Origin of the sequence: Thalassospira sp. MCCC 1A01428, from assembly GCF_002115825.1 — a bacterium.
Lineage (GTDB): Bacteria > Pseudomonadota > Alphaproteobacteria > Rhodospirillales > Thalassospiraceae > Thalassospira.
On sequence record NZ_JFJZ01000032.1, the window covers coordinates 1 to 20713 of the forward strand.

At 53.4% G+C, this 20713-nt stretch carries 18 protein-coding genes; 15 read left to right on the forward strand and 3 right to left on the reverse strand.

Annotated features, from left to right (window positions below):
- On the reverse strand, positions 1–941 hold a 941-nt coding region (locus THS27_RS19240), incomplete at its 3' end, for a DMT family transporter (protein WP_168184949.1).
- Positions 942–1060: 119 nt separating this feature from the next.
- Between THS27_RS19240 and THS27_RS19245 the strand changes: the two genes are divergently transcribed.
- The 6 genes from THS27_RS19245 (at position 1061) to THS27_RS19270 (ending at position 7122) form a co-directional block, all read left to right on the forward strand.
- On the forward strand, positions 1061–1921 hold the full coding sequence (locus THS27_RS19245; RefSeq protein ID WP_085593691.1) for a LysR family transcriptional regulator: 861 nt from the start codon (positions 1061–1063) through the stop codon (positions 1919–1921).
- Positions 1922–2322: 401 nt separating this feature from the next.
- On the forward strand, positions 2323–2745 hold the full coding sequence (locus THS27_RS19250; RefSeq protein ID WP_085593692.1) for a heme-binding protein: 423 nt from the start codon (positions 2323–2325) through the stop codon (positions 2743–2745).
- Between the two features lie 174 nt (positions 2746–2919).
- On the forward strand, positions 2920–4035 hold the full coding sequence (dctP, locus tag THS27_RS19255) for a TRAP transporter substrate-binding protein DctP (RefSeq protein ID WP_085593693.1): 1116 nt from the start codon (positions 2920–2922) through the stop codon (positions 4033–4035).
- Positions 4036–4112: 77 nt separating this feature from the next.
- Positions 4113–4817 (forward strand): TRAP transporter small permease subunit, encoded by a 705-nt coding sequence (locus tag THS27_RS19260; RefSeq protein WP_085593694.1) that lies wholly within the window; start codon positions 4113–4115, stop codon positions 4815–4817.
- A complete protein-coding gene (locus THS27_RS19265; protein ID WP_085593695.1) occupies positions 4814–6370 on the forward strand; it encodes a TRAP transporter large permease subunit in 1557 nt (518 codons plus the stop codon). The genes THS27_RS19260 and THS27_RS19265 overlap by 4 nt, the downstream gene beginning before the upstream one ends.
- Before the next feature lie 224 nt (positions 6371–6594).
- Positions 6595–7122 carry a DUF4760 domain-containing protein gene (locus THS27_RS19270; RefSeq protein WP_085593696.1) on the forward strand — a complete coding sequence of 176 codons (528 nt, stop codon included), beginning with the start codon at positions 6595–6597 and terminating at the stop codon, positions 7120–7122.
- On the opposite strand, the gene THS27_RS19275 is transcribed toward THS27_RS19270, so the two are convergent.
- Both THS27_RS19275 and THS27_RS19280 read right to left on the reverse strand, forming a co-directional pair.
- Positions 7119–7880 carry a TlyA family RNA methyltransferase gene (locus THS27_RS19275; protein WP_085593697.1) on the reverse strand — a complete coding sequence of 254 codons (762 nt, stop codon included), beginning with the start codon at positions 7878–7880 and terminating at the stop codon, positions 7119–7121. The two genes, THS27_RS19270 and THS27_RS19275, sit on opposite strands and share 4 nt — an antisense overlap.
- Before the next feature lie 70 nt (positions 7881–7950).
- Entirely contained in the window at positions 7951–8628 is a 678-nt protein-coding gene (locus THS27_RS19280) for a GntR family transcriptional regulator (RefSeq protein WP_085593698.1), read from the reverse strand.
- Positions 8629–8943: 315 nt separating this feature from the next.
- Here THS27_RS19280 and dctP (THS27_RS19285) point away from each other — a divergent pair, with 315 nt between their 5' ends.
- From dctP (THS27_RS19285) to THS27_RS19325, 9 genes are all read left to right on the forward strand, one after another.
- Positions 8944–9951, forward strand: a complete 1008-nt coding sequence (gene dctP, locus THS27_RS19285; RefSeq protein WP_085593699.1) for a TRAP transporter substrate-binding protein DctP — start codon at positions 8944–8946, stop codon at positions 9949–9951.
- Positions 9952–10191: 240 nt separating this feature from the next.
- On the forward strand, positions 10192–10899 hold the full coding sequence (locus THS27_RS19290) for a TRAP transporter small permease (RefSeq protein WP_246833030.1): 708 nt from the start codon (positions 10192–10194) through the stop codon (positions 10897–10899).
- Positions 10900–10911: 12 nt separating this feature from the next.
- Positions 10912–12231 (forward strand): TRAP transporter large permease, encoded by a 1320-nt coding sequence (locus THS27_RS19295; RefSeq protein WP_085593700.1) that lies wholly within the window; start codon positions 10912–10914, stop codon positions 12229–12231.
- On the forward strand, positions 12231–13553 hold the full coding sequence (locus THS27_RS19300; protein WP_085593701.1) for a malonyl-CoA decarboxylase: 1323 nt from the start codon (positions 12231–12233) through the stop codon (positions 13551–13553). The genes THS27_RS19295 and THS27_RS19300 overlap by 1 nt, the downstream gene beginning before the upstream one ends.
- Positions 13554–13559: 6 nt before the next feature.
- Positions 13560–15086, forward strand: a complete 1527-nt coding sequence (locus tag THS27_RS19305; RefSeq protein WP_085593702.1) for a malonyl-CoA synthase — start codon at positions 13560–13562, stop codon at positions 15084–15086.
- Positions 15087–15239: 153 nt separating this feature from the next.
- On the forward strand, positions 15240–16226 hold the full coding sequence (locus THS27_RS19310) for a quinone oxidoreductase (protein ID WP_085593703.1): 987 nt from the start codon (positions 15240–15242) through the stop codon (positions 16224–16226).
- Between the two features lie 138 nt (positions 16227–16364).
- Positions 16365–17195: a zinc-dependent alcohol dehydrogenase family protein gene (locus THS27_RS19315; protein WP_210402948.1), complete on the forward strand. Its 831-nt coding sequence runs from the start codon at positions 16365–16367 to the stop codon at positions 17193–17195.
- A 195-nt stretch (positions 17196–17390) separates the two neighbouring features.
- Complete coding sequence (locus THS27_RS19320) at positions 17391–18173, forward strand: glucose 1-dehydrogenase (protein WP_085593704.1); 783 nt, start codon at positions 17391–17393, stop codon at positions 18171–18173.
- Positions 18174–18491: 318 nt separating this feature from the next.
- On the forward strand, positions 18492–20711 hold the full coding sequence (locus THS27_RS19325) for a TonB-dependent siderophore receptor (RefSeq protein ID WP_085593705.1): 2220 nt from the start codon (positions 18492–18494) through the stop codon (positions 20709–20711).
- Positions 20712–20713 lie beyond the last annotated feature (2 nt).

Here is a 20713-nt window from a genome sequence, read left to right on the forward strand (position 1 = left end):
TCAAATGCCGGGACTAAACACGTAACCGCCGTACTCCATAGCATGATCTGCAAGGCGGAATGATCCTGGCGCAGACGGGCAATAACAACGAAATACGCGCCATAAAACCCTGCCGCAACAATCGCCAGAACATCCCCATAAACCGACCCGTTGCCCCGTGCGCTGGCAAAAAACAGGCACATTGCCCCCAACATGGCAATCGGCAAGCCCTGCCAGAACCGTCGACTGGGGCGGCGCGCCAATCCCATCAGGCCAAAACAGCCAACGAAAAGCGGCGCCAGATTATTTAGCAAAATCGCGTTGGCAACGGTTGTCATGCCAATCGCCAGATGGGCAAACATTAAATCGGCAGCAAACAAAACACCTGCAAATATCAGCAACCCGGTTTTACGTTTGGTATGCGGGGCAAAATGCGTGCCCTGTTGGGGCGTTACAGCGTCCAATGCTGCCTTGCCACCCCCTAAACGCCGTTTTGCGCCGAATAATGGTAAAATCAGTACCTGACTTGCGATCAAAAAAACCGGGGCCGATAACATTGACCGCCAAAATGCCGATGCCTCGGCCGAAACACCCGACAACCGGACAAAAATTGGGCCCAGCCCCATCAGGCTTGCCGCCAGCAAAAGCCCCAATACCGGCCACAACATGGTGCGTGGGGTGGGCGTTTTTTCATCTGTCGCACCGGCCGCCTGTTCATCTTTAAATGACGCGGCTGACACACCCATTTCAACTTCTGAATCAGCCGGGGCTTTTGCATTTTGGTCATTATTATTCGTGCGGGCATCTGACCTGCCGGTCGTATCGGCCCCATCTGCCGCCTCGACACCGTTTACATCATCTGCATATTCGCCATGCCCGGCTTTCTTGCGATCAGGGCAAGCGGGCGAAACTGACATACAGGCGGAATTGTGCATAACCGGGGCCTCGATTAATAAAGACATTGTGATATTGCGCAACACCAGCCAGATTACCCTGTGCCGGAGCAAGCGTGGCCTCACCATGCCTGCAGTCGCGGGCAAAGGGAAATCGGTTTGACTTATAGCGGAAATAACAACTTCTTATGGCGTTATTAAATGTCGATATTGATTGGCTAAGAACCTTTTTAACTGTGTTGGAAACGCAAAGTTTTACCCGCACGGCCGAAATTCTTTTGCGCACCCAGCCTGCAATCAGTCAACAAATCAAACGTCTGGAAGAAACGGTTGGAACACCCCTTGTGTCCCGGCATCGCAATCAGGTTTTACCAACCGCCACCGGCCTTGTGGTGAAATCCTATGCCGAAGACATTATCGGCCTGAATGACCGGATGGTTGCCGACCTGCTGGAAGGTGCCCCGCCTGTTTTACGCATTGGCCTGCCCGACGATTATGCCGCCATTTTCCTGCCCGAGATTTTGCGTTCAGCCGCACAGCGCCTGCCGCAAACCGAAATCAGCTGTCATTCGGGCTACAGCACCGCCCTGGCAAAACGGGTGGCACAAGGCGAACTTGACCTTGCCATCATGACCGCAGAATCCGATGGTGAAAGCCTGCATGTCATTTCCGAACCGTTGGTGTGGGTGGCAAACCCTGATTTTGCCCTGTCACAACGCCCGCTGCCTGTTGCGGTGTATCATGATCATTGTTCGGTTCGCAGAAGTGGCCTGGCGGCCCTGCGCCGCGATGAAATCCACCACCGCATCAGCCATAGCAGCAACGCAAATTCCATGCTGGTGACTGCGGTTCGTGGTGGCCATGCCCTGGGTGTTATGCCCGCCTGCACTGCCCGCCATGAAGGGCTTACAATTGTGACAAGCCCCGACCTGCCCCAATTGCCCGCCATCGACATCGCGTTAAAAATACGCGATCAGGCAAGCCCGGCGCTTCGCGAACTTGCCATCAGTGCCATTGCCGCGCTAGGCCGCGAAAACAACGCCGCCTAGACCTGTTTGCGCACGGCACCCTGAAACATCATAATAATGCTTTAAAAACAATTAGTTAGTCGGTTTTTCACCTTGAAAATCCGAAAGCTGTTTTGTGTCTGGTGTCCCTGGTCTTTCCACGATGCGAAAAGCAAATTTAAAACATTTGCGTCAATGAAAGACCTTCAAATAGAATTTGATAAACAGAATAGCTTCCCAGGGTTGAAGAAGACCAATCGCATTTTTCTACCCGCAATGGACAACCCGTAAAGGGAGGCGAAAAGCCCGGCACACCGCCAACCGGCATCAACTGGTTGCGCCAGCATTATGGCGTGGCGGTTGTTTTGATGCCGATATTTTAGAAACACAGCGCGCAGCCATCTGTGCCTGACCACAAAATTCAAAAGCATAACGGAGACTCCATGCTAACGATCAAACGCCTTTCAATTGATGATGCAAAAATACTGATCGATGGCGCACGGGCGAAAGCTACCGACATTGGCGTGCCGATGTGCATTGCCATTGTTGATGAATCAGGCACGCTCATTGCGTTTGAACGCATGGATGGTGGCAAAGTAACCAGCACGGTTATTGCCCAGGACAAAGCCTTCACTGCCGCAGCCGCACGCAAGGCAACACACGATTATAACGCATCGGCCCAACCCGGTAGCCTGGCCTTTGGCATCCACACCGAGGTCGGCGGGCGACTATCGATTGTGGGCGGCGGAATCCCGGTATCGGTTGATGGCGAGGTTGTTGGCGGCATCGGTCTGAGTTCAGGCACCCCGCAACAGGATATGGAATGCGCGCAGGCCGGGATTGATCATTTTTTGGCCCGGCTTTAACCGAACCGCATAAACTTCGCAGCACAGCAACGCTGTGCTGCAACCGCGACAAGGAATGGGAGACTGCCCATCGCAGAATACGAAATGGCACATGACGTGCCATTTCACCCCGGACGCCGACCGATCAATAAAAATCACGGCATGCGTCCTTTACCTCAACGGGAGGAAGAACTGATGAGTGACGTAACCAAAACCGGCATGGATCGCCGGAATTTTCTACGTACCACCACACTTGCCGCTGCGGGGGCAGCTGTTAGTGCGCCGTTCCTGTCCAATACTGCCCTTGCCGCCGGCACCACCTGGAAAATCCAGTCAGTGTGGGATGCGGGCACGGTGGGTTACACCCTGTTTGAAGAATGGTGTAACAACATGGCCGAAAAAAGCAGTGGCGAATTAACCTTCAAGCCATTCCCGGCCAAAGCCGTTGCCGCCGATAACAATGCCCTGTTTGATTCGGTACGCACCGGCGTTTTGCAGGCCATGAACCCCTTTACCCTGTATTGGTCAGGTAAAATTCCGGCATCGGTGTTTTTGTCATCCTACCCCGCCGGACCAGACCAGCCCGCCCAGTGGGACACCATGTTTTACGGCTTGGGTATGCTGGAAAAAACCCGCGAAATTTATAAAAAATACGGCCTTTTTTATGTCGGCCCCATCCATCACGATGCCAACGTTATCCATTCCAAAAAACCGGTCAACAGCCTGGCCGATCTTAAAGGCATGAAAATTCGCCTGCCCGGCGGCATGGTTGCCGAAGTATTTGAACAGTTCGGCGTTTCCACCGTCAGCCTGCCAGGATCGGATATTTTCCCCGCCCTTGAAAAAGGCACCATTGATGCTGCCGATTATGTCGGACCGGCCGTGAACTGGGATTTGGGCTTTGCCCAGGTAACCAATTACATTCTGTTTGGCCCCCCTGGTGTGATGTCGGTTTACCAGCCGGTCGATTTGATGGACCTGACAGTAAACATGCGGGCCTGGATGCAGCTTCCCGACCCGATGAAACAACTGGTAGAAGACCAGGTTCATGCCTATTCGCTGCATCACTATGTCACCATCCAGAAACGTAATGTCGAAGCACTGGAAAAATTCAAACAGGCAGGTTCAAAAGTGTCCCGTCTGAGCGCCGAAGACATGCAGGAATTCCGCCGTGCGGCCATCCCGGTCTGGTATCGCTGGGCCAACAAAAATGACGATGCCAAGGAAATTTTCAAGCTCCAGCTTGATTTCCTGATGAACGATATTGTTGGCTATATCTCGCAAGACGACATCAAGGGCCAGTCGCTTTGATCTGAGCAAACCGGGGGCCGCTTTGTGCGAATATCGCCTTGCCCTGCCCCCGGTATCTTTTTGCGTGGGAGGAATTCATGTCTGGCCTTCAAGAAGGTTTCGGCTTTGTCATGCCGCACTGGCTGTATTGGGGATGGCTGGCCGTCATGCCCCTGATCATGATTGCGTGGGAAAGCCGCCAATCAAAAAAAACAGCCCCCCAACCGGACCATCAAGATCCGGCGGCAGATCTGCTTGCCGAGGAAGACCCGCTGATCCGCTATGGGATCAAGGGCAATATCGTTACCCGTATCATTGACTGTCTTAGCGAAAAATCCGGCCTGTTCATTGCATTCTGGACAATCAACACCGTGATTTTTTACTTCTTTGAAGTGGTGATGCGCTACCTGTTCAATATGCCAACCATCTGGGTGCATGAAGCATCGTTCCTGCTGTTTGGTATGCAATATTTGCTGGCAGGGGCCTATGCCATGCTGCACGGTGCCCATGTAAGGGTTGATATCGTTTACAACCTGCTGCCGGACCGGGGCCGGGTGGGCATGGATGTTTTTACATCGGTCTTTTTCTTTATTTTCGCGCTGGCGCTGGCCGGGACATCCTTGCGATTTTTTACCGATTCCTACGACATGGGTGAAACCACGGTTGAAACCTGGGGCATTCAATACTGGCCGGTCAAAGGCATGATGTTGCTAGGTGCCGTCCTTATCCTGCTTGCCGGTGTGTCCAAACTGATCAAGGACATCATGCTGTTTGTTGAAATGGGCAAGGAGGGCGCACGATGACTTCGTCTGCAACATCACCAACAGCCCCCCGCACCCCGCGCCCCAACAGCGCAATGGGCAAATTCGGGACCTGGCTTTTAATCATCGCATCCGTGCTGGCTGCTTTTGTTGTCATCGTCGAGGTGATCAATATTCTGCTTTATGATCCCTGGAGCGACGAGGTTTTCCTGTTTCGCAGTGCCGGTATCCTTGCCAGTGTCGATATCAGCACATTAACCTGGATAATGTTCGGATCATTGGTCGTGGTGCTGATGATGGGCCTGCCGCTGGCCTTTGTTACCGGCGGGCTTGGGGTGGTGTTTATCTATCTGGTGGGGGATTCCACCATGTTAAACATCATTCCCGGTCGCATCTTCCCGATGATGACCAATTCGGACCTTGCCGCCATCCCCTTGTTCATTTTCATGGCATCCATGCTGGAACGCGCCGGCCTGATCGAGGAAATGTTCAACGTTGTCTATAAATGGCTGGGCGGGCTTAGTGGCGGGCTGGCTGCAGCCACCATTCTGGCATCAACCATCCTTGCTGCCATGGTCGGTGTCATCGGCGCCGCCGTTGTCACCATGGGCATTATTGCCCTGCCCGCCATGTTAAAACGCAATTACGATCCACAAATCGCCATCGGCTCCATCATGGCGGGTGGTACCCTTGGTATTCTTATTCCGCCTTCCATTCTGGCCATTCTCTATGCCGTGGTGGCCCAGCAATCGGTGGGCGAACTGTATCTGGGCTCTGTCGTTCCGGGGCTTTTGCTATCGGGTATGTATATTGCCTATGTCGTGGTGCGTAGCATTAAAAACCCCAAACTGGGGCCTCCGGTGCCAGTATCCGAACGCATCAGCTTTGCCGATAAGCTACGCCTGCTGCGTGATCTGATCGCACCGCTTATTCTGGTGTTTCTGGTTTTGGGGTTGCTGTTCGCCGGGGTTGCAACACCGGTTGAAGCCGCCGGGATCGGATCGTTTGGCGCGGTCATTGTGGCCATGATGCATAAAAGATTTTCACTCACCGCCCTTCGCGAAGCCTCGATCGGTACGCTCAAGGCTTCGGCGATGGTCTTGTGGATCATGTTTGGCGCGTCGATCTTTGTCGGGTTTTACATTCTGCAAGGGGGGCAGACTTTCATTACCGAAGCCATCCTTGGCACCGGCATGTCATCCTATGGCATCTTGTTTTTGCTGATGGTGTTGCTGGTTATTCTGGGCATGTTTCTGGACTGGGTCGGCATTCTGCTGCTTGCCGTGCCCATTTTTGTGCCTATCGTCAAGGCGTTAACCTTTGATGGCCTGTTTGGCCTGCCTGCTGTCGCGGGCGATGATGTGGTGCTGTGGTTTGGTGTGCTGTATCTGGTTAATATGCAAATGTCATTCCTAAGCCCGCCATTTGGCTATGCCCTGTTTTACATTCGCGGTGTCTGCCCGCCTGAAATATCAATGGCGACCATCTTTAAGTCGTCTCTGGTTTTTCTGGCCCTACAGGCCCTGGGTTTGGCAATGTGCATTCTTTTACCCGGCATTGTCACCTGGCTGCCCAATCTGGTTTACGGGCACTAACCTTTGGTCATCTAACGCAAAAGACCCACACAATTTTGTGTGGGTCTTTATTTTCCATGTGTCCAGGGCGTTATCATTTCCGACAGAGCGCACGACGAATAATCGATATCTCTAAAACCCACGTTCAGTTTCCATTACAGACCACTCCATCAGCATAGTAGAACCAGTTAACGTAAAACTTATATAATCAGATATCGTGATATATTCAAGGTAACGATGAAACAATGGATATTTCAACAGACCTGATCATACCGGTAATTTCTGCAATTGTTGACTGGAGTAAAAACCTTCTTCCTCAACAAGCGGTTCTTATTACCGGGGCTCTGGCGACAACAGGATGGATTTTTTCCGCTTCCCTTACTCGTAAGCTCAGCCGCAAACAACATACAATGTCTGCTTTGCTAGATGACGCAGAATTTCGCAAAGGGGCGGCCATCATTCGTGATTACGTCAAACAAAACCGTTACCCCATCCCCGAAAACGACGAATATAAAAACTGGCAATCGGGAATGAGGGCCTGCCTGAACCACTATGAGTTTTTATGCTCCGGCATTCTGCGGCGCGATTTTGACGAAAAACTTATTCGCATCAATGAACGCTATAACCTGATCACAATCTACAGCTACGCCTATAGCTATATCCAGTCATTACGCGCCGAAAAGCCACACGGCGACCAAACCGTTGATCGGCAAAATCTGTATCGCTCACTGGAAAAAGTCGCCCGGCGCTGGGCTCCTCCATGGACACGTTAAGACGTCCGATCAGACACCCCGCCGTCCTTGCATCCCCCAATCAGGAATTCAACATTTCCTTCCGGGCCGGTAATCGGACTGGTCGCAATACCCAGTACGCGCCAGCCAGGAACATTGGCCAGCCAGTCGGAAATAGTATCGCACACTTCCTGATGCAATTCGGGTTCGCGTACCACGCCTTTTTTGCCAACCCGTTCCTTGCCAACCTCGAATTGCGGTTTGATCAATGCGACCAAATATCCGCCGGGTTTTACAAAATCCATGCTCGCAGGTAAAACCGTGCGCAGGCCAATAAAACTGGCATCGCACACCACAATATCAACCGGGTCTGTAATCTGTTCAGCGGTAATATGGCGGGCATTGGTTTTTTCCATCACCACCACGCGGTCGTCATTGCGCAGTTTCCAGTCCAGCTGACCCTGCCCGACATCAATGGCATAAACCTTTGTCGCCCCATTTTGCAGCAATACATCGGTAAAGCCGCCCGTCGAACATCCCACATCGATGGCGGTAAAACCGGTGGCATCGATGGCGAATTCGCCCAGGCCCTTTTCCAGCTTTAACCCGCCGCGTGATACCCACGGGTGCGGCTGGCCGCGCAAGGTAAGGGATATATCCTCGCGCACCTGCATCCCGGGTTTATCAAGCCGCTGCTCGCGGGTAAATACATCCCCGGCCATAATATGGGCCTGGGCCTTGCCAAGGCTTTCGACCATGCCGCGGTCGACAAGCATCTGATCCAAACGTTTTTTTGCCATGCGGGTTTGTAACGTACCTGTATGAAAAAATCACGCGCGGTTTACGCAAATTTACCTGCGGGAACTGGCGCTAGCTCGCCAATGGTTCCAGATAGGCGCGCGGCACCATTGCCAGCAAATCCTTAAGGGCTTCCCCTTGCACTGCCAAATGCGCACGCATTAAATCTGCCGCATTGTCGGCTTTGCCGCTGGCAATCGCCTCGAGAATTTCAGCATGTTCATTATTGGATTTTTCCACCCGGCCCGGCCGATGCAGCTGCAAACGACGATACGGCGACAACCGGTTACGCACCGTTTTGGTCTGCCGCTCCAGATACGAATTTCGACATCCGGAATAGATTGCCTCGTGGAAACGCACATTGGCCGCATAATAGGCATCGGCATCCACCTGCCCGCGCAGGGCATCGCATTCGGCGGAAAGTTCATAAAGCCGGTCGATATCGGCCTTTGCCATGCGCCGCGCGGCCAGCCGGGCACACATGGCTTCAAGCTCGGCCATAACCTCAAACATCTCGATCAGTTCGCCAACCGTGATTGATGCAACAACCGTTCCACGCCGGGGTAATGTTGCCACCAGCCCACTTCGCGCCAGGGATTGCAGGGCCTCGCGCACCGGCGTTCGCGAAACATTAAAGCGTTCGCTCAGGCCGCGCTCGTCAAGGCGGTCGCCCGGCTGAAGCAACCCGGTAACAATATCGCGCTCCAGTGCCTGCACCAGATCTTCTGCCAGTTTGCCGTTTCGCGCCATCAGGCGTCCTCCATAAAAGCCGAAGCGTGGTATACCAGAACATAAATTCCGGCCCGTTTCAAAGAAATTCAGAAGCAAAAACGCAGGCAATTTCGCTGCATTGCAAAATCAAAAGTCTTTTTAAACAGCGTTTTTCAGCATTCCAGCGCACCTTCCGTATGTGGCATTGCAAAAGGCCAATCTGGTATACAAAAACAGATAGACAGCATGCCAGAAATCTGTAACGCTTTCTCTCATGGCGAAAAGCGCCACAACAAAAAAGCGCACAACGCGCATTGCGATTACATGAAACGCAGCTTCATCCGGGAGGATTTGATGAAGATTTTTAATGCTACTTTGAAAGCATCTGTGGCAGCTGTTGCCCTGGCCGCCACAGCTTTTGGCATGTCGGGTATTGCCTCGGCCACGACCCTTAAACTGTCGCACCAATGGTCAACCAGCGATGTTCGCAACAAGGTTGCCGAAATCATTGCTGACGAAGTCAAAGCTGCCGATGTTGATCTGGAAATCCAGATTTTTCCGTCCGGTTCGCTGTTCAAAGCCAAAGAACAATGGACCCCGATGGAACGTGGCCAGCTTGACATGATTGTTTACCCGCTGGCTTATGCCGGTGGTCGCCACCCTGAATTCAACCTGACGCTGATGCCTGCCCTGATCAAAAACCACGATCACGCCAACCGCATGAACAAATCTGAATTCATGGCGCGTCTGGAAAAAATCCTGAATGACAGTGGCGTTGTCACGGTTGCCCATGGCTGGCTGGCCGGTGGTTTTGCCTCGACCAAGGGCTGCATTCGCACCCCGGACGATGTGAAGGGCCTGCAAATTCGTGCCGCAGGCAAATCGTTTGAACAGATGTTGCAGGGGGCTGGTGCCTCCATCGCCGCGATGCCCAGCTCGGAAATTTATCCTGCCATGCAAACCGGCGTTCTCGATGCCACCAACACAAGCTCATCCAGCTTCGTTTCCTATCGTATTTACGAACAGGTAAAATGCTATACCCCGGCCGGTGCCAACGCCCTTTGGTTCATGTATCAGCCGGTTCTGATGTCCAAGAAAAGCTATGACGCGCTGAACGACGCGCAAAAAGAAGCCCTGGCTGCGGCTGCGAAAAAAGCCGAGGCATTTTATGATGCCGAAGGCCGGAAGGAAGACGAGACCAGCGTTAAGGTCTTTAAGGAAAACGGCGTTGAAATCGCCGATCTGACCGACGAAGACTTCCAGAAATGGCAGGATCTGGCAAAGAAAACCTCCTATGCCGAATTCGTCAAGGAAACCCCGGGTGGTCAGGAACTTCTTGATCTGGCCCTGTCGGTGAAATGATGTTTTTCCGGCGTCGCACAGCTGCGACGCCGGATTTCCCGACACGCGTTTGAGGGTCCATACCTGTTAATATAAGCGGACAGGCAACTTTTATGGGTGCGAAATACAAGCAAAAACCCATAAATCGAAACATCCCCGATCAAGGAATTTAACGGTGGTCCCAGCCCCCGAACAGTTGCCCCTCGATCAAGCAATGTCTCCGTATTAACAGGCCTGGACCTTAACATAAGGAGGCCACGCGTGAACAACGCAGCCGTTCATTCTACGTCGCTTCCGATTGACATGCCCGACCCGCACGGGAGTACCCGGATTGTGCAGACCAAATCTTCAAATTCACCTTTTCCGCCGCCACCCGATATAGAACCGCTGCCGGAAAAGTCGCAAAATTCAACGACGCATTCTGATCGCACCACCCCACCAAAAGGCGGCGCTATCGGGGCCTTTATTCACGGCGTTCACATGCTGTCAAAAATTTGCGGTGCCGCCTCGGCAGGCATGTTTACGATTGCCATGCTGATTATCTGCCAACTGGTTTATATGCGCTACGTGTTAAACGCATCCACCGTCTGGCAAACCGAAGCGGTTATTTTTCTGATGATTGGGGCCACACTGGTTGGCCTGCCTTATGTGCAAATGATCCGCGGCCATGTAAATGTTGATTTGCTGCCGATGTATTTAAAACGCGGTAATCGCAAAATTCTGGCTGTGATCATTTTGCTTCTGGGCCTGGCGATCAGTGCGCTGTTTGGATTTTACGGTATCGAACTGGTTATCGAAGCCCATAATGGCGGCTGGCGTTCGGAAACAGTATGGGGTGTTGCTCTTTGGAAACCCTATAGCGCACTTCCGATTGGTTTTTGCCTGCTGTTTTTACAGTTTCTGGCCGATCTTTTGGGCCTGATCACAAACCGTACCACCCCGTTTGATATCCCCGAAGACGCCGTATAAGGAGAGCACCTGATGGATCCCTTGCTTCTTGCTGCCCTTGTCGGCATTGCAACCACCCTTGTTCTTTTCTCCGGCATTCCGGTGGGCATTGGCCTTCTGGTGATCAGCGTCGGTTTTATCATGATTTTCGATGGTGTCGGCTCGCTGCCGCTGCTGCCTGAAATCCTGTTTGGCAAACTCGACAGTTTCGAGGTTCTTGCCATTCCCATGTTTATTCTAATGGGTGCCGTTGTGGCATCGTCCCGCGCCGGGGGTGACCTTTATTCCGCCCTTGATCGCTGGCTTACCCGCGTTCCCGGCGGGCTGGTCATTTCCAACCTTGGGGCCTGCGCCATTTTCTCGGCCCTGTCAGGTTCGTCGCCTGCAACCTGTGCGGCCATTGGCAAAATGGGCATTCCGGCCATGCGCCAGCGCGGTTTTCCCGATACGGTTGCCGCCGGGTCAATTGCCGCAGGCGGCACGCTGGGTATTTTGATCCCGCCCAGCGTCACCATGATCATTTATGGTATTTCCACCGAAACCTCGATCGGGCGGCTGTTTTTGGCCGGGTTAATGCCAGGCCTGATGGTGACGGCCCTTTTCATGACCTGGTCGATCTACTCCACCTGGCGTCAGGGCCATGCCGGCACCGCGCTGGCATCTGTTTCCTATAGCTGGAAAGAAAAATTTGAAATCCTGCCGCGTATCCTGCCGTTTCTTGTAATCATTGCGGCGGTTTTGTTTGCGCTGTATGGCGGTGTTGCCACCCCATCTGAAACAGCAGGTGTTGGCGCGCTGTTCTGCCTGCTGACTGCGGTTGTGGTTTACCGGATGTGGCAGCCTTCCAAACTGTGGCACATCCTGCGCGATACCACCCGTGAATCGGTCATGATCCTTCTGATCATTGGGGCAGCCGGTTTGTTTAGCTATATGCTGTCCAGCCTGTTTATCACCCAGTCGATTGCCCACTGGATTTCCGATCTTGATGTTAATCGCTGGGTCTTGATGGCGTTCATCAATGTATTCCTGTTGATCAGCGGTTTTTTCCTGCCGCCGGTCGCCGTAATCCTGATGTCTGCGCCCATCCTGTTGCCCGTTATCATCAGCGCCGGCTTTGACCCCTACTGGTTTGCCGTAATTCTGACGATCAATATGGAAATCGGCCTGATCACGCCGCCAGTTGGTTTGAACCTGTATGTCATCAACGGCATTGCCCCCGACATTCGCCTGCAAACCATCCTGAAAGGGGCCATGCCCTATGTCGCGTGCATGATCGTTGCCATTATCATTCTCTGTATCTTCCCTGAAATTGCCACCTGGTTGCCCAATGCCATGATCGGAGGAGGCCGCTAATGTCTGGAATTTCTGTTCGCAACTGGATTTCATCCATTGCCGACCGCGGGCGTGAATTGCTTGATCTGCCTTTAAGCACCCCGCAGGACCCGTTCCTGCGGCTGGCAACCCTGTGTCATGATCTGGTGTCGCAAAAAGGCGAAGCACGGGGCACTGCCCTTGCCCGTGAAGTCGTGCGTGGCTGGGAAAACCTTAAAGAAGACGACCATTTGCGTTTTTTCGAAATGATGCAAAACGAGTTTTCAGCCGATCAGGCCGCCGTTATTGCCGCAGCCGATGCCTATAAAGCCGATCCAAATGAAATTAATCTGGCGGCATTAACACAGGCATCGGAACCTGACCGCCAGGAATTATTGCGCCGGATCAACATGGCACCGGGGGGGACACGTGCCATTGTCGATATGCGTAATTCCCTGCTAAATCTGATCAAGACCAACCGCCATCTTGAACCGTTAAATGCCGATATGCAGCATTTGCTGACCAGCTGGTTTAATCGTGGCTTTCTCGAACTGCGTCATATCGACTGGGAAACCTCGGCATCAATCCTGGAAAAACTGATCCGCTATGAAGCGGTGCATGAAATTCAGGGCTGGGATGATTTGCGACGCCGACTGGCCGATGACCGCAAATGTTTTGCCTTTTTCCACCCTGCCATGCCCGACGACCCGCTAATTTTTGTCGAGGTCGCCCTGGTACATGGTCTGGCAGACAGCGTGCAGGCCCTGCTGGCCCCGGAAATTGACGAAACGGCGCAATCCAAAGCCAACACCGCCATTTTCTATTCGATCAGCAATTGCCAAACCGGGTTACGCGGTATTTCATTTGGCAATTTCCTGATCAAACAGGTGGTCGAGGAACTGAAACGCGAATTTCCCAAGCTGGACCAGTTCGCAACCCTGTCACCCATTCCCGGTTTTATGGGCTGGTTACGCACCCGGCAAAAGTCAGACAATGACGATGCCAAACAGGCGGCCGAAATATTGGCAGCAATGGAAGATCACAGCTGGGTAAATGATAGCACGCGCGCCGACGCCCTTAAAAAACCCACCTTGCAACTCTGTGCGCGCTACCTCGCCCATGCAAAACGCGGCAAATCCCCGTTGGACCCCACGGCCCGCTTCCATCTGGGCAACGGGGCACGGCTGGAACGCCTGAACTGGATGGGCGATATCTCGACCAAAGGCTTGCGCCAGGCAGGCGGGTTGATGGTAAATTATGCCTATCATCTTGATAATATTGAACGAAACCACGAATCACTGGTCAATGACGGCAAAATCGCCGTATCGCGCGCCGTATCGCAGCTTGCCGGTAACCAAGGATAGCCTTCCATGTCAGAAAACCTGCTTAACGAATTTATCAAACGGTTCCCGGCCGATCGCTCGCGCCCTTTCCTCACAGAATATGACGGATCAGACGTTAGCTTTGCCGACCTTTTAAACCGCACCGGGCGCTATGCCAGCGTTCTTGCCGGTCATGGTGTAATCAAGGGCGACCGCGTTGCCGTTCAGGTCGATAAATCGTCCGATGTGATTGCGCTGTATCTGGCCTGTTTACAACTTGGTGCCATTCATTTGCCACTCAACACCGCCTATACCGGCGATGAAATTGCCTATTTCCTTGGCGATGCCGCCCCGCGCGTTTTTGTGTGTCGCCCTGACCGGCTGGAAACATCACAGACACTTGCCGCACAAAATGATGTTGCTGCCGTGCTGACCCTTGGCACAAATGGCGATGGTTCCCTTAACGACGAAGCCGCCACAGCCACGGCCTTAGCCGATATTGCCGATGTTACAAGCGACGATATTGCAGCAATTCTTTACACATCGGGCACCACCGGGCGCTCCAAGGGGGCCATGCTTAGCCACGGCAACCTGACCTCGAACGCGCTGACCTTGCACAAGGCATGGGGTTTTCAACCCGATGATGTGCTGTTGCACGCCCTGCCGCTGTTTCATACCCACGGGCTGTTTGTTGCGGTCAATATCATGCTGCTTAATGGTGGCAAAATCATCTTGCTGTCGAAATTCGATGCCGACGATGTTTTGGAACGCCTGCCAAAATCAACTGTGCTGATGGGCGTCCCCACCTTTTATACCCGCCTTCTCGCACATCCCGGTTTTAACCGCGATGTTGTGTCAAACATGCGTTTGTTTGTTTCGGGCTCGGCCCCGCTTCTGGCTGAAACCCACGACCAGTTTTTCGAGCGTACCGGTCTTAAAATTCTTGAACGTTATGGCATGACCGAAACCTGCATGAACACATCCAACCCGTTGGATGGCGAACGCCGCCCCGGTGCCGTTGGCCCAACACTTCCCGGCATAGAAGCCCGCGTTTGCGACAAGGATGGCAATATTTTGCCGCACGGCGAAATTGGTGTGCTGGAAGTCCGTGGCCCCAACGTGTTTAAGGGGTACTGGCAAATGCCTGAAAAAACCGCGTCGGAATTTCGCGCCGATGGCTTCTTTATTACCGGCGATCTGGCAACACTGGGCGATGACGGTTACATCACCATTGTTGGGCGCGACAAGGACCTGATCATTTCGGGCGGCTTTAACGTCTATCCCAAGGAAGTCGAAGAAATCATTGGCGACTATGACGAAGTGGGCGAAGTCGCTGTCTTTGGTTTACCCCACCCCGACTTTGGCGAAGCGGTTGCTGCCGTTATTGTCCCGGCCAGTGCCAGCGGGTTTGATGAACAGGAAATTATCAAACGCACCCAGGACAAACTGGCAAAATTCAAGGTTCCCAAGCGGATCTGGACAATTGATGAATTGCCCCGCAACACCATGGGTAAAGTGCAAAAGGCCCAGTTGCGCTCTCAATATGCCGAAACCTTTACGGGCGGCAAAAACTGACTTCCCGGTGATCTACCGGCACGGTGCGTTGAGCACCTGCCGATAACATTGTTTCACCTGACTGCGCCGGGCAACAATTGCTGTTGTCCGGCGTCTTTTTATCGGCTCCAATACGGCCATCCTTATTGTGATCCTTTTGCGGAGAACTGCCCCATGACCGCACTAAACGCCCGTCAGATATTAATTGAAGCCCATGGCCCCGCCAGCAACATGGCCGTTAAGGAAGTTTCCCTGCCTGCGCCCGGACCAAACGAAGTTCGCGTTCGCCATACGGCCATCGGCTTTAATTTTATCGATGTCTATCAGCGCAGCGGGGCCTATACCCTGCCCTTGCCCAGCCCGTTGGGCCACGAGGCCGCCGGTATCGTCGAGGCCGTTGGCAATAATGTTACCGATTTTGGTATTGGCGACCGGGTTGCCTATATGAATGCCGGGCTGGGTGCCTATGCCGATATGCGCAATGTTAGCGCCGAAAAACTTGTTCCCCTGCCCGATAATGTGTCCGACGAAGCCGCTGCCGCCCTGATATTTAAGGGAATGACAGCGCAATATTTGCTTAAACACACCTGCCCGGTCCAGGCGGGGGACATGGTGATTGTTCATGCTGCCGCCGGTGGTGTCGGCCAAATCCTGTCGGGTTGGGCCAAGGCACTGGGTGCTTTTGTGGTTGGTACAGCAGGGTCAGACGAAAAATGTGCCATTGCAAAAACAGCAGGGTGCGACATTGCGATAAATTATCGCCACGAAAACTGGGTGGACGCCCTGTTGGCCGCCACCAATGGGCGCAAAGCCCGCGTGGTTTATGATGCCGTTGGCAAGCATACCTTCATACATTCGCTGGATCTGGCCCAACCGTTTGGCATGGTGGTTCTTTATGGGGCGGCATCTGGCCCCGCCCCCGACATTGCCCCCGAAATACTGAACAAAAAGGGCTGCCTGTTTTTAACCCGCCCATCGGTATTCCCGCATAATGCCGAACAAAACCGTTTTCGGGCCAATGCCGCCGATTTGTTTGATGCAATTGGCCGGGGCTACGTCAAAGCAGGCATTGGCGCACGCTTTCCCCTTGATGAAGCTGCCAGGGCCCACGAACTGGCCGAAAGCCGGTCCAGCGCCGGACCAATTTTGCTGATCCCCTAAATACAACTGACCAACCTGTTTTATCCATCTTTCCCCGTTATTCGCGCCACGATTGCGGATAACGGGGAACCTTCTGGCTGTTCGCGATCAAACGCATTAGGGTGTCCCAAAACCAACCCGACAACAGGCAGCATTTGAATGGATAATTCGGCCCTATGGTATCGACAGTTTGGTACCCCGGAAGATGTTCTGACCTTTGAAACCAGGGCCCTAAAGCCACTGGCGGGTGGCCTTGCCCGCGTGCAAATGCTGGCAGCCCCCCTTAACCCGTCCGATCTGATCCCGATCACCGGCGCCTATCGTCACCGGATCAGTCCGCCGCAAATTGCCGGGTACGAGGGCCTGGGGGTCGTCACCGAAATATCGGCCAGCACCGCCTGCCCGTTTAAGGCAGGGCAACGCGTTTTACCATTACGCGCCAACGGCACATGGCAAAATTACGTCGATGCCGATCCGGCATGGATGGTTGCTGTGCCCGATGATATCGACGATGAAATTGCCCTGCGCGGCTATATCAATCCGTTAGCGGCATGGTTGATGCTGGATTTATGGCCAGTAAAGGACAAACACATTGTCGTCACGGCAGCGGGATCGTCCTGTGCCGGGTTGCTGATCCAGTGGGCAATCGCAAACGGGGCCGCCTCGGTACATGGCATATATCGCAGCGCGTCACGCAAGGCAGAAATCGTGGCCCTTGGTGCCACCGCAATTGATATGACCAATCAACCGGCCATCGAAACGCTCGCCGCACAGACCGATATTGTGTTTGATGCTGTCGGTGGTGATCTGGCCCGTTTGCTGCTGGGGCATATGCCACAAGGATCATCGCTGGTTTCTTACGGGTTGCTATCGGCTAAGCTGTTTGCCCTGCCGGAAAATGCCCACGCCAAAATCCACCGCTTTCATTTACGGGACCGGCTGGAAACGGTATCACCGGCAAAATGGCAAAGCTGGTTTGATCAGCTTTGACCAGTGCTGCGCGCTACATTCCTGCCGCCATTGGCAATTTACGATTTTGCCAACTGGCAAGCTGCAATTGAATATTTCAACCAGCCCGGCCGCGCCGAAAAACCGGTTTTGCAGTTTTAATCTGGAACCCCTCCGATTTAGTCCCGTTAAACGTCTACGGCCCCGTTCCCATCCAATCACCACAAGGAAACATTTATGAGCGATCAAAACCACGCACAGGTTGCCTTCATTACCGGCGGCGCACAGGGCTTGGGATTGGGCATCAGCCGGTATTTATTAAATAATGGCTGGAAAGTCATGATGTTTGACCGCGATGAAGAAGCCGGCCGCGACGCCATGGATGCCCTGGACGAAAAAAGTCGGACACGCTGCCTGTTTTTTGCCGGTGACGTAACCGATGAACAGGACGTGGCCATTGCTGTTCAGCGCACGGTTGACCGCTTTGGCCGCATTGACGGGCTGGTTAACAATGCCGGTATCGCCAACCCCGATAACGGATCGTTTGAACATCTGGACTGGCAAGCCTGGCGTCGTATCATAGATGTTAATCTGGGCGGTGCCTTTCTGGTGGCAAAACATGCGACCCAGCATTTACGAAAACATCATGGTGCCATCGTCAATATCTCGTCGACACGCGCCTTTCAATCCGAAGCCAATAGCGAAGCCTATGCCGCAACCAAGGGCGGGCTTGTGTCGCTCACCCATGCAATGGCCATCAGTCTGTCAGGGGATATTCGCGTCAACGCCATCGCCCCGGGCTGGATCGAGGTGGGCGACTGGAAAAAAGCGTCGGAAAAAACACAGCCCAACCATAGCGAAAGCGACAAAAAGCAGCACCCCGCCGGCCGGGTTGGTATCCCCGATGATATTGCCCACGCCGTCGCCTTTTTGCTGGATGGCGAAAAGTCCGGCTTCATTACCGGTGAAACCCTGCGCATTGACGGCGGCATGACACACAAAATGATCTATCAGGATTAAATCCGCCCGCCTCCAACAGTGCGACTCGTTCGCATTGTTAAATAACAACACCAAATAACAGCCCCTGTCAGCCGATATAGCCAGGGGCTGTTATTTATTTTCGCGTCAGATCACACGCAAAAAGCGTAAATCCCCTATACCCCTTCCATTCTTCACACGTAAAAGTGGCCGTTCCACAAACCACAGAATTGAAAAACTGAGCTTTTATATCGCTACTGATAATCATGATCATTATCATTGCGATTGATTATTAATAATGTTATCGGAGGGTCAGTTTTGCAGGCACGAAGGCCTGCGTAAAATTCTTGGGGAACCGATATGTCACTTTCTGCAAAATGCTATGGCCCGTTGGGATTGGCCCTTTTGGCATCTGCAAGCCTGCTTGCACTATCAAGCGGCACTGTCTTGGCACAGGAAGCATCCACGACCAAAACAAAAGACAACACCATCCAGCTTGATCCTATTACAGTCGAAGGCCAGGCACAGCAGGAAGCTGGCGACCCAACCCCACCCGTCTATGCCGGCGGCCAGGTTGCCACAGGTGGCCGTGCCGGTATTCTGGGGAACAAGGATACGTTTGATACGGCAATCAACACATCTTCCTATACCGAAAAGCTGATCAAGGATCAGCAGGCCGATACCATTGCCGATGTGGTCGATAATGACCCCGGTGTTGTCACATCCTACAGCTATGGCGGGTCGGGCGATCGTTACATGATCCGCGGTTTTGTCCTTGATGGCGATGATGTTTCGCTTGATGGCCTGTATGGCACGGCACCGCGCCAGTTGGTGGATGTATCGATGTATGATCGCGTCGAAGTCACCAAGGGGGCATCGGGCTTTATCAACGGCATGTCACCGGGCGGCAGCGGCATTGGCGGTGCCATCAACCTGGTTCCCAAACGTGCCACCGACACCCCGATTACCAGCCTGACCACGACCTATGGCATGGACAGCGAAGTCGGCACCCACCTTGATGTGGGCCGCCGTTTTGGCAAGGACAACCAGTTTGGCATCCGCGCCAATCTGAAATACAGCGACGGCGAAACATCCATTGATGATGAAGAACGCGAAACCATCGCCGGTGCCCTGTCATTTGATTATCGCGGCGATGACACCCGCATCACCATCGATAGCGGCCATAACGAAAAAAACACCGATCACGGCCGCACATCCATCACGCTTAACAGCGCGCTGACAGCAATCCCCGATGCCCCGTCCGCATCCCACAATTTTAACGCCGATGGCACCTGGGCCGACCTGCAGGATGATTTTGTCCAGGGTCGCATCGAACATGATTTTAGCGAAAATATCATGGGTTACGCCGCCATTGGCACCCGCCATATGGAAGAATCCGGCATTTATTCCACCTCGCGCATCGATGGCACCGATGGCACCATGAGCTACAGCAGCTCCTATATCGTGCGTGAAGACACCACCAACAGCGCCATGGGTGGCGCGCGGATAAAATTCGATACCCTTGATATTTCACACGAACTCAATGTTGGTGCATCGGGCATGTGGAGCAAAAGCCATCAGGCCTGGGCCTTTGCCAACGGCTTTGCGCGTAACAACGGCAATATCTACGGGGAAACACCATCATCCTACCCGGCACTGGGGGCTGCCACCGGCGATCTGAACGATCCCGGCCTGCGCAACACCAATGACCTGACCAGCTATTTCATCGCTGATACGCTTAACTTCCTTGATGACCGCGTACATTTTACCGCCGGTGTCCGTCGCCAGTCCGTCACCACACGGCAGTTCGACCTGACCAGTGGTGCGCGCACCATCAATTACAGCGCCGATGAATACACGCCGATGTTTGGTGTCGTCGGAAACGTGACCGAACAGGTCTCCGTCTATGCCAATTACATGGAATCACTTTCGCCGGGTGAAACAGCACCTTCTGCCGGTTCTGACCCGACCCTGACCAACCCCAGCGAACAGCTTGCCCCCTACACGTCCGAACAATATGAAATCGGCGTCAAAGCCGATTACGGCACCATTGGCGGCAGCATCGCCCTGTTCCAGATCGAAAAGCCGTCAGCCTATAAAAATGCCAGCAACACATTTGCCGCCGATGGCGAACAACGCAACCGCGGTCTGGAACTTCAGGTATTTGGCGAACCGGTTCAAGGCACCCGCATTCTGGGTGGCGTCACCCTGCTCGATGCCCAGCTAACCGACACCCAAAACGGCACCAATAATGGCAATAGCCCCATTGCCGTGCCCGACTATGTCGCAAAACTGGGCGTGGAATATGATTTGCCCTTCCTTCATGGTGCAACGGTCAATGCCCGTGTCATCCATACGGCGTCACAATATGCCGATGCTGCCAACACCCTTGAAATTCCGTCATGGACGCGTCTTGACCTTGGCGCACGTTATGAAACCGAAGTTGGCAACTATCCGGTTACCATGCGTGCCAATGTCGAGAACGTCACCAATAACGACTATTGGGCGTCGGCCAATGGCGGGTATCTGACGATGGGCGCGCCATTAACCGCAAAAGTCTCGCTAACGGTTGATTTCTAATT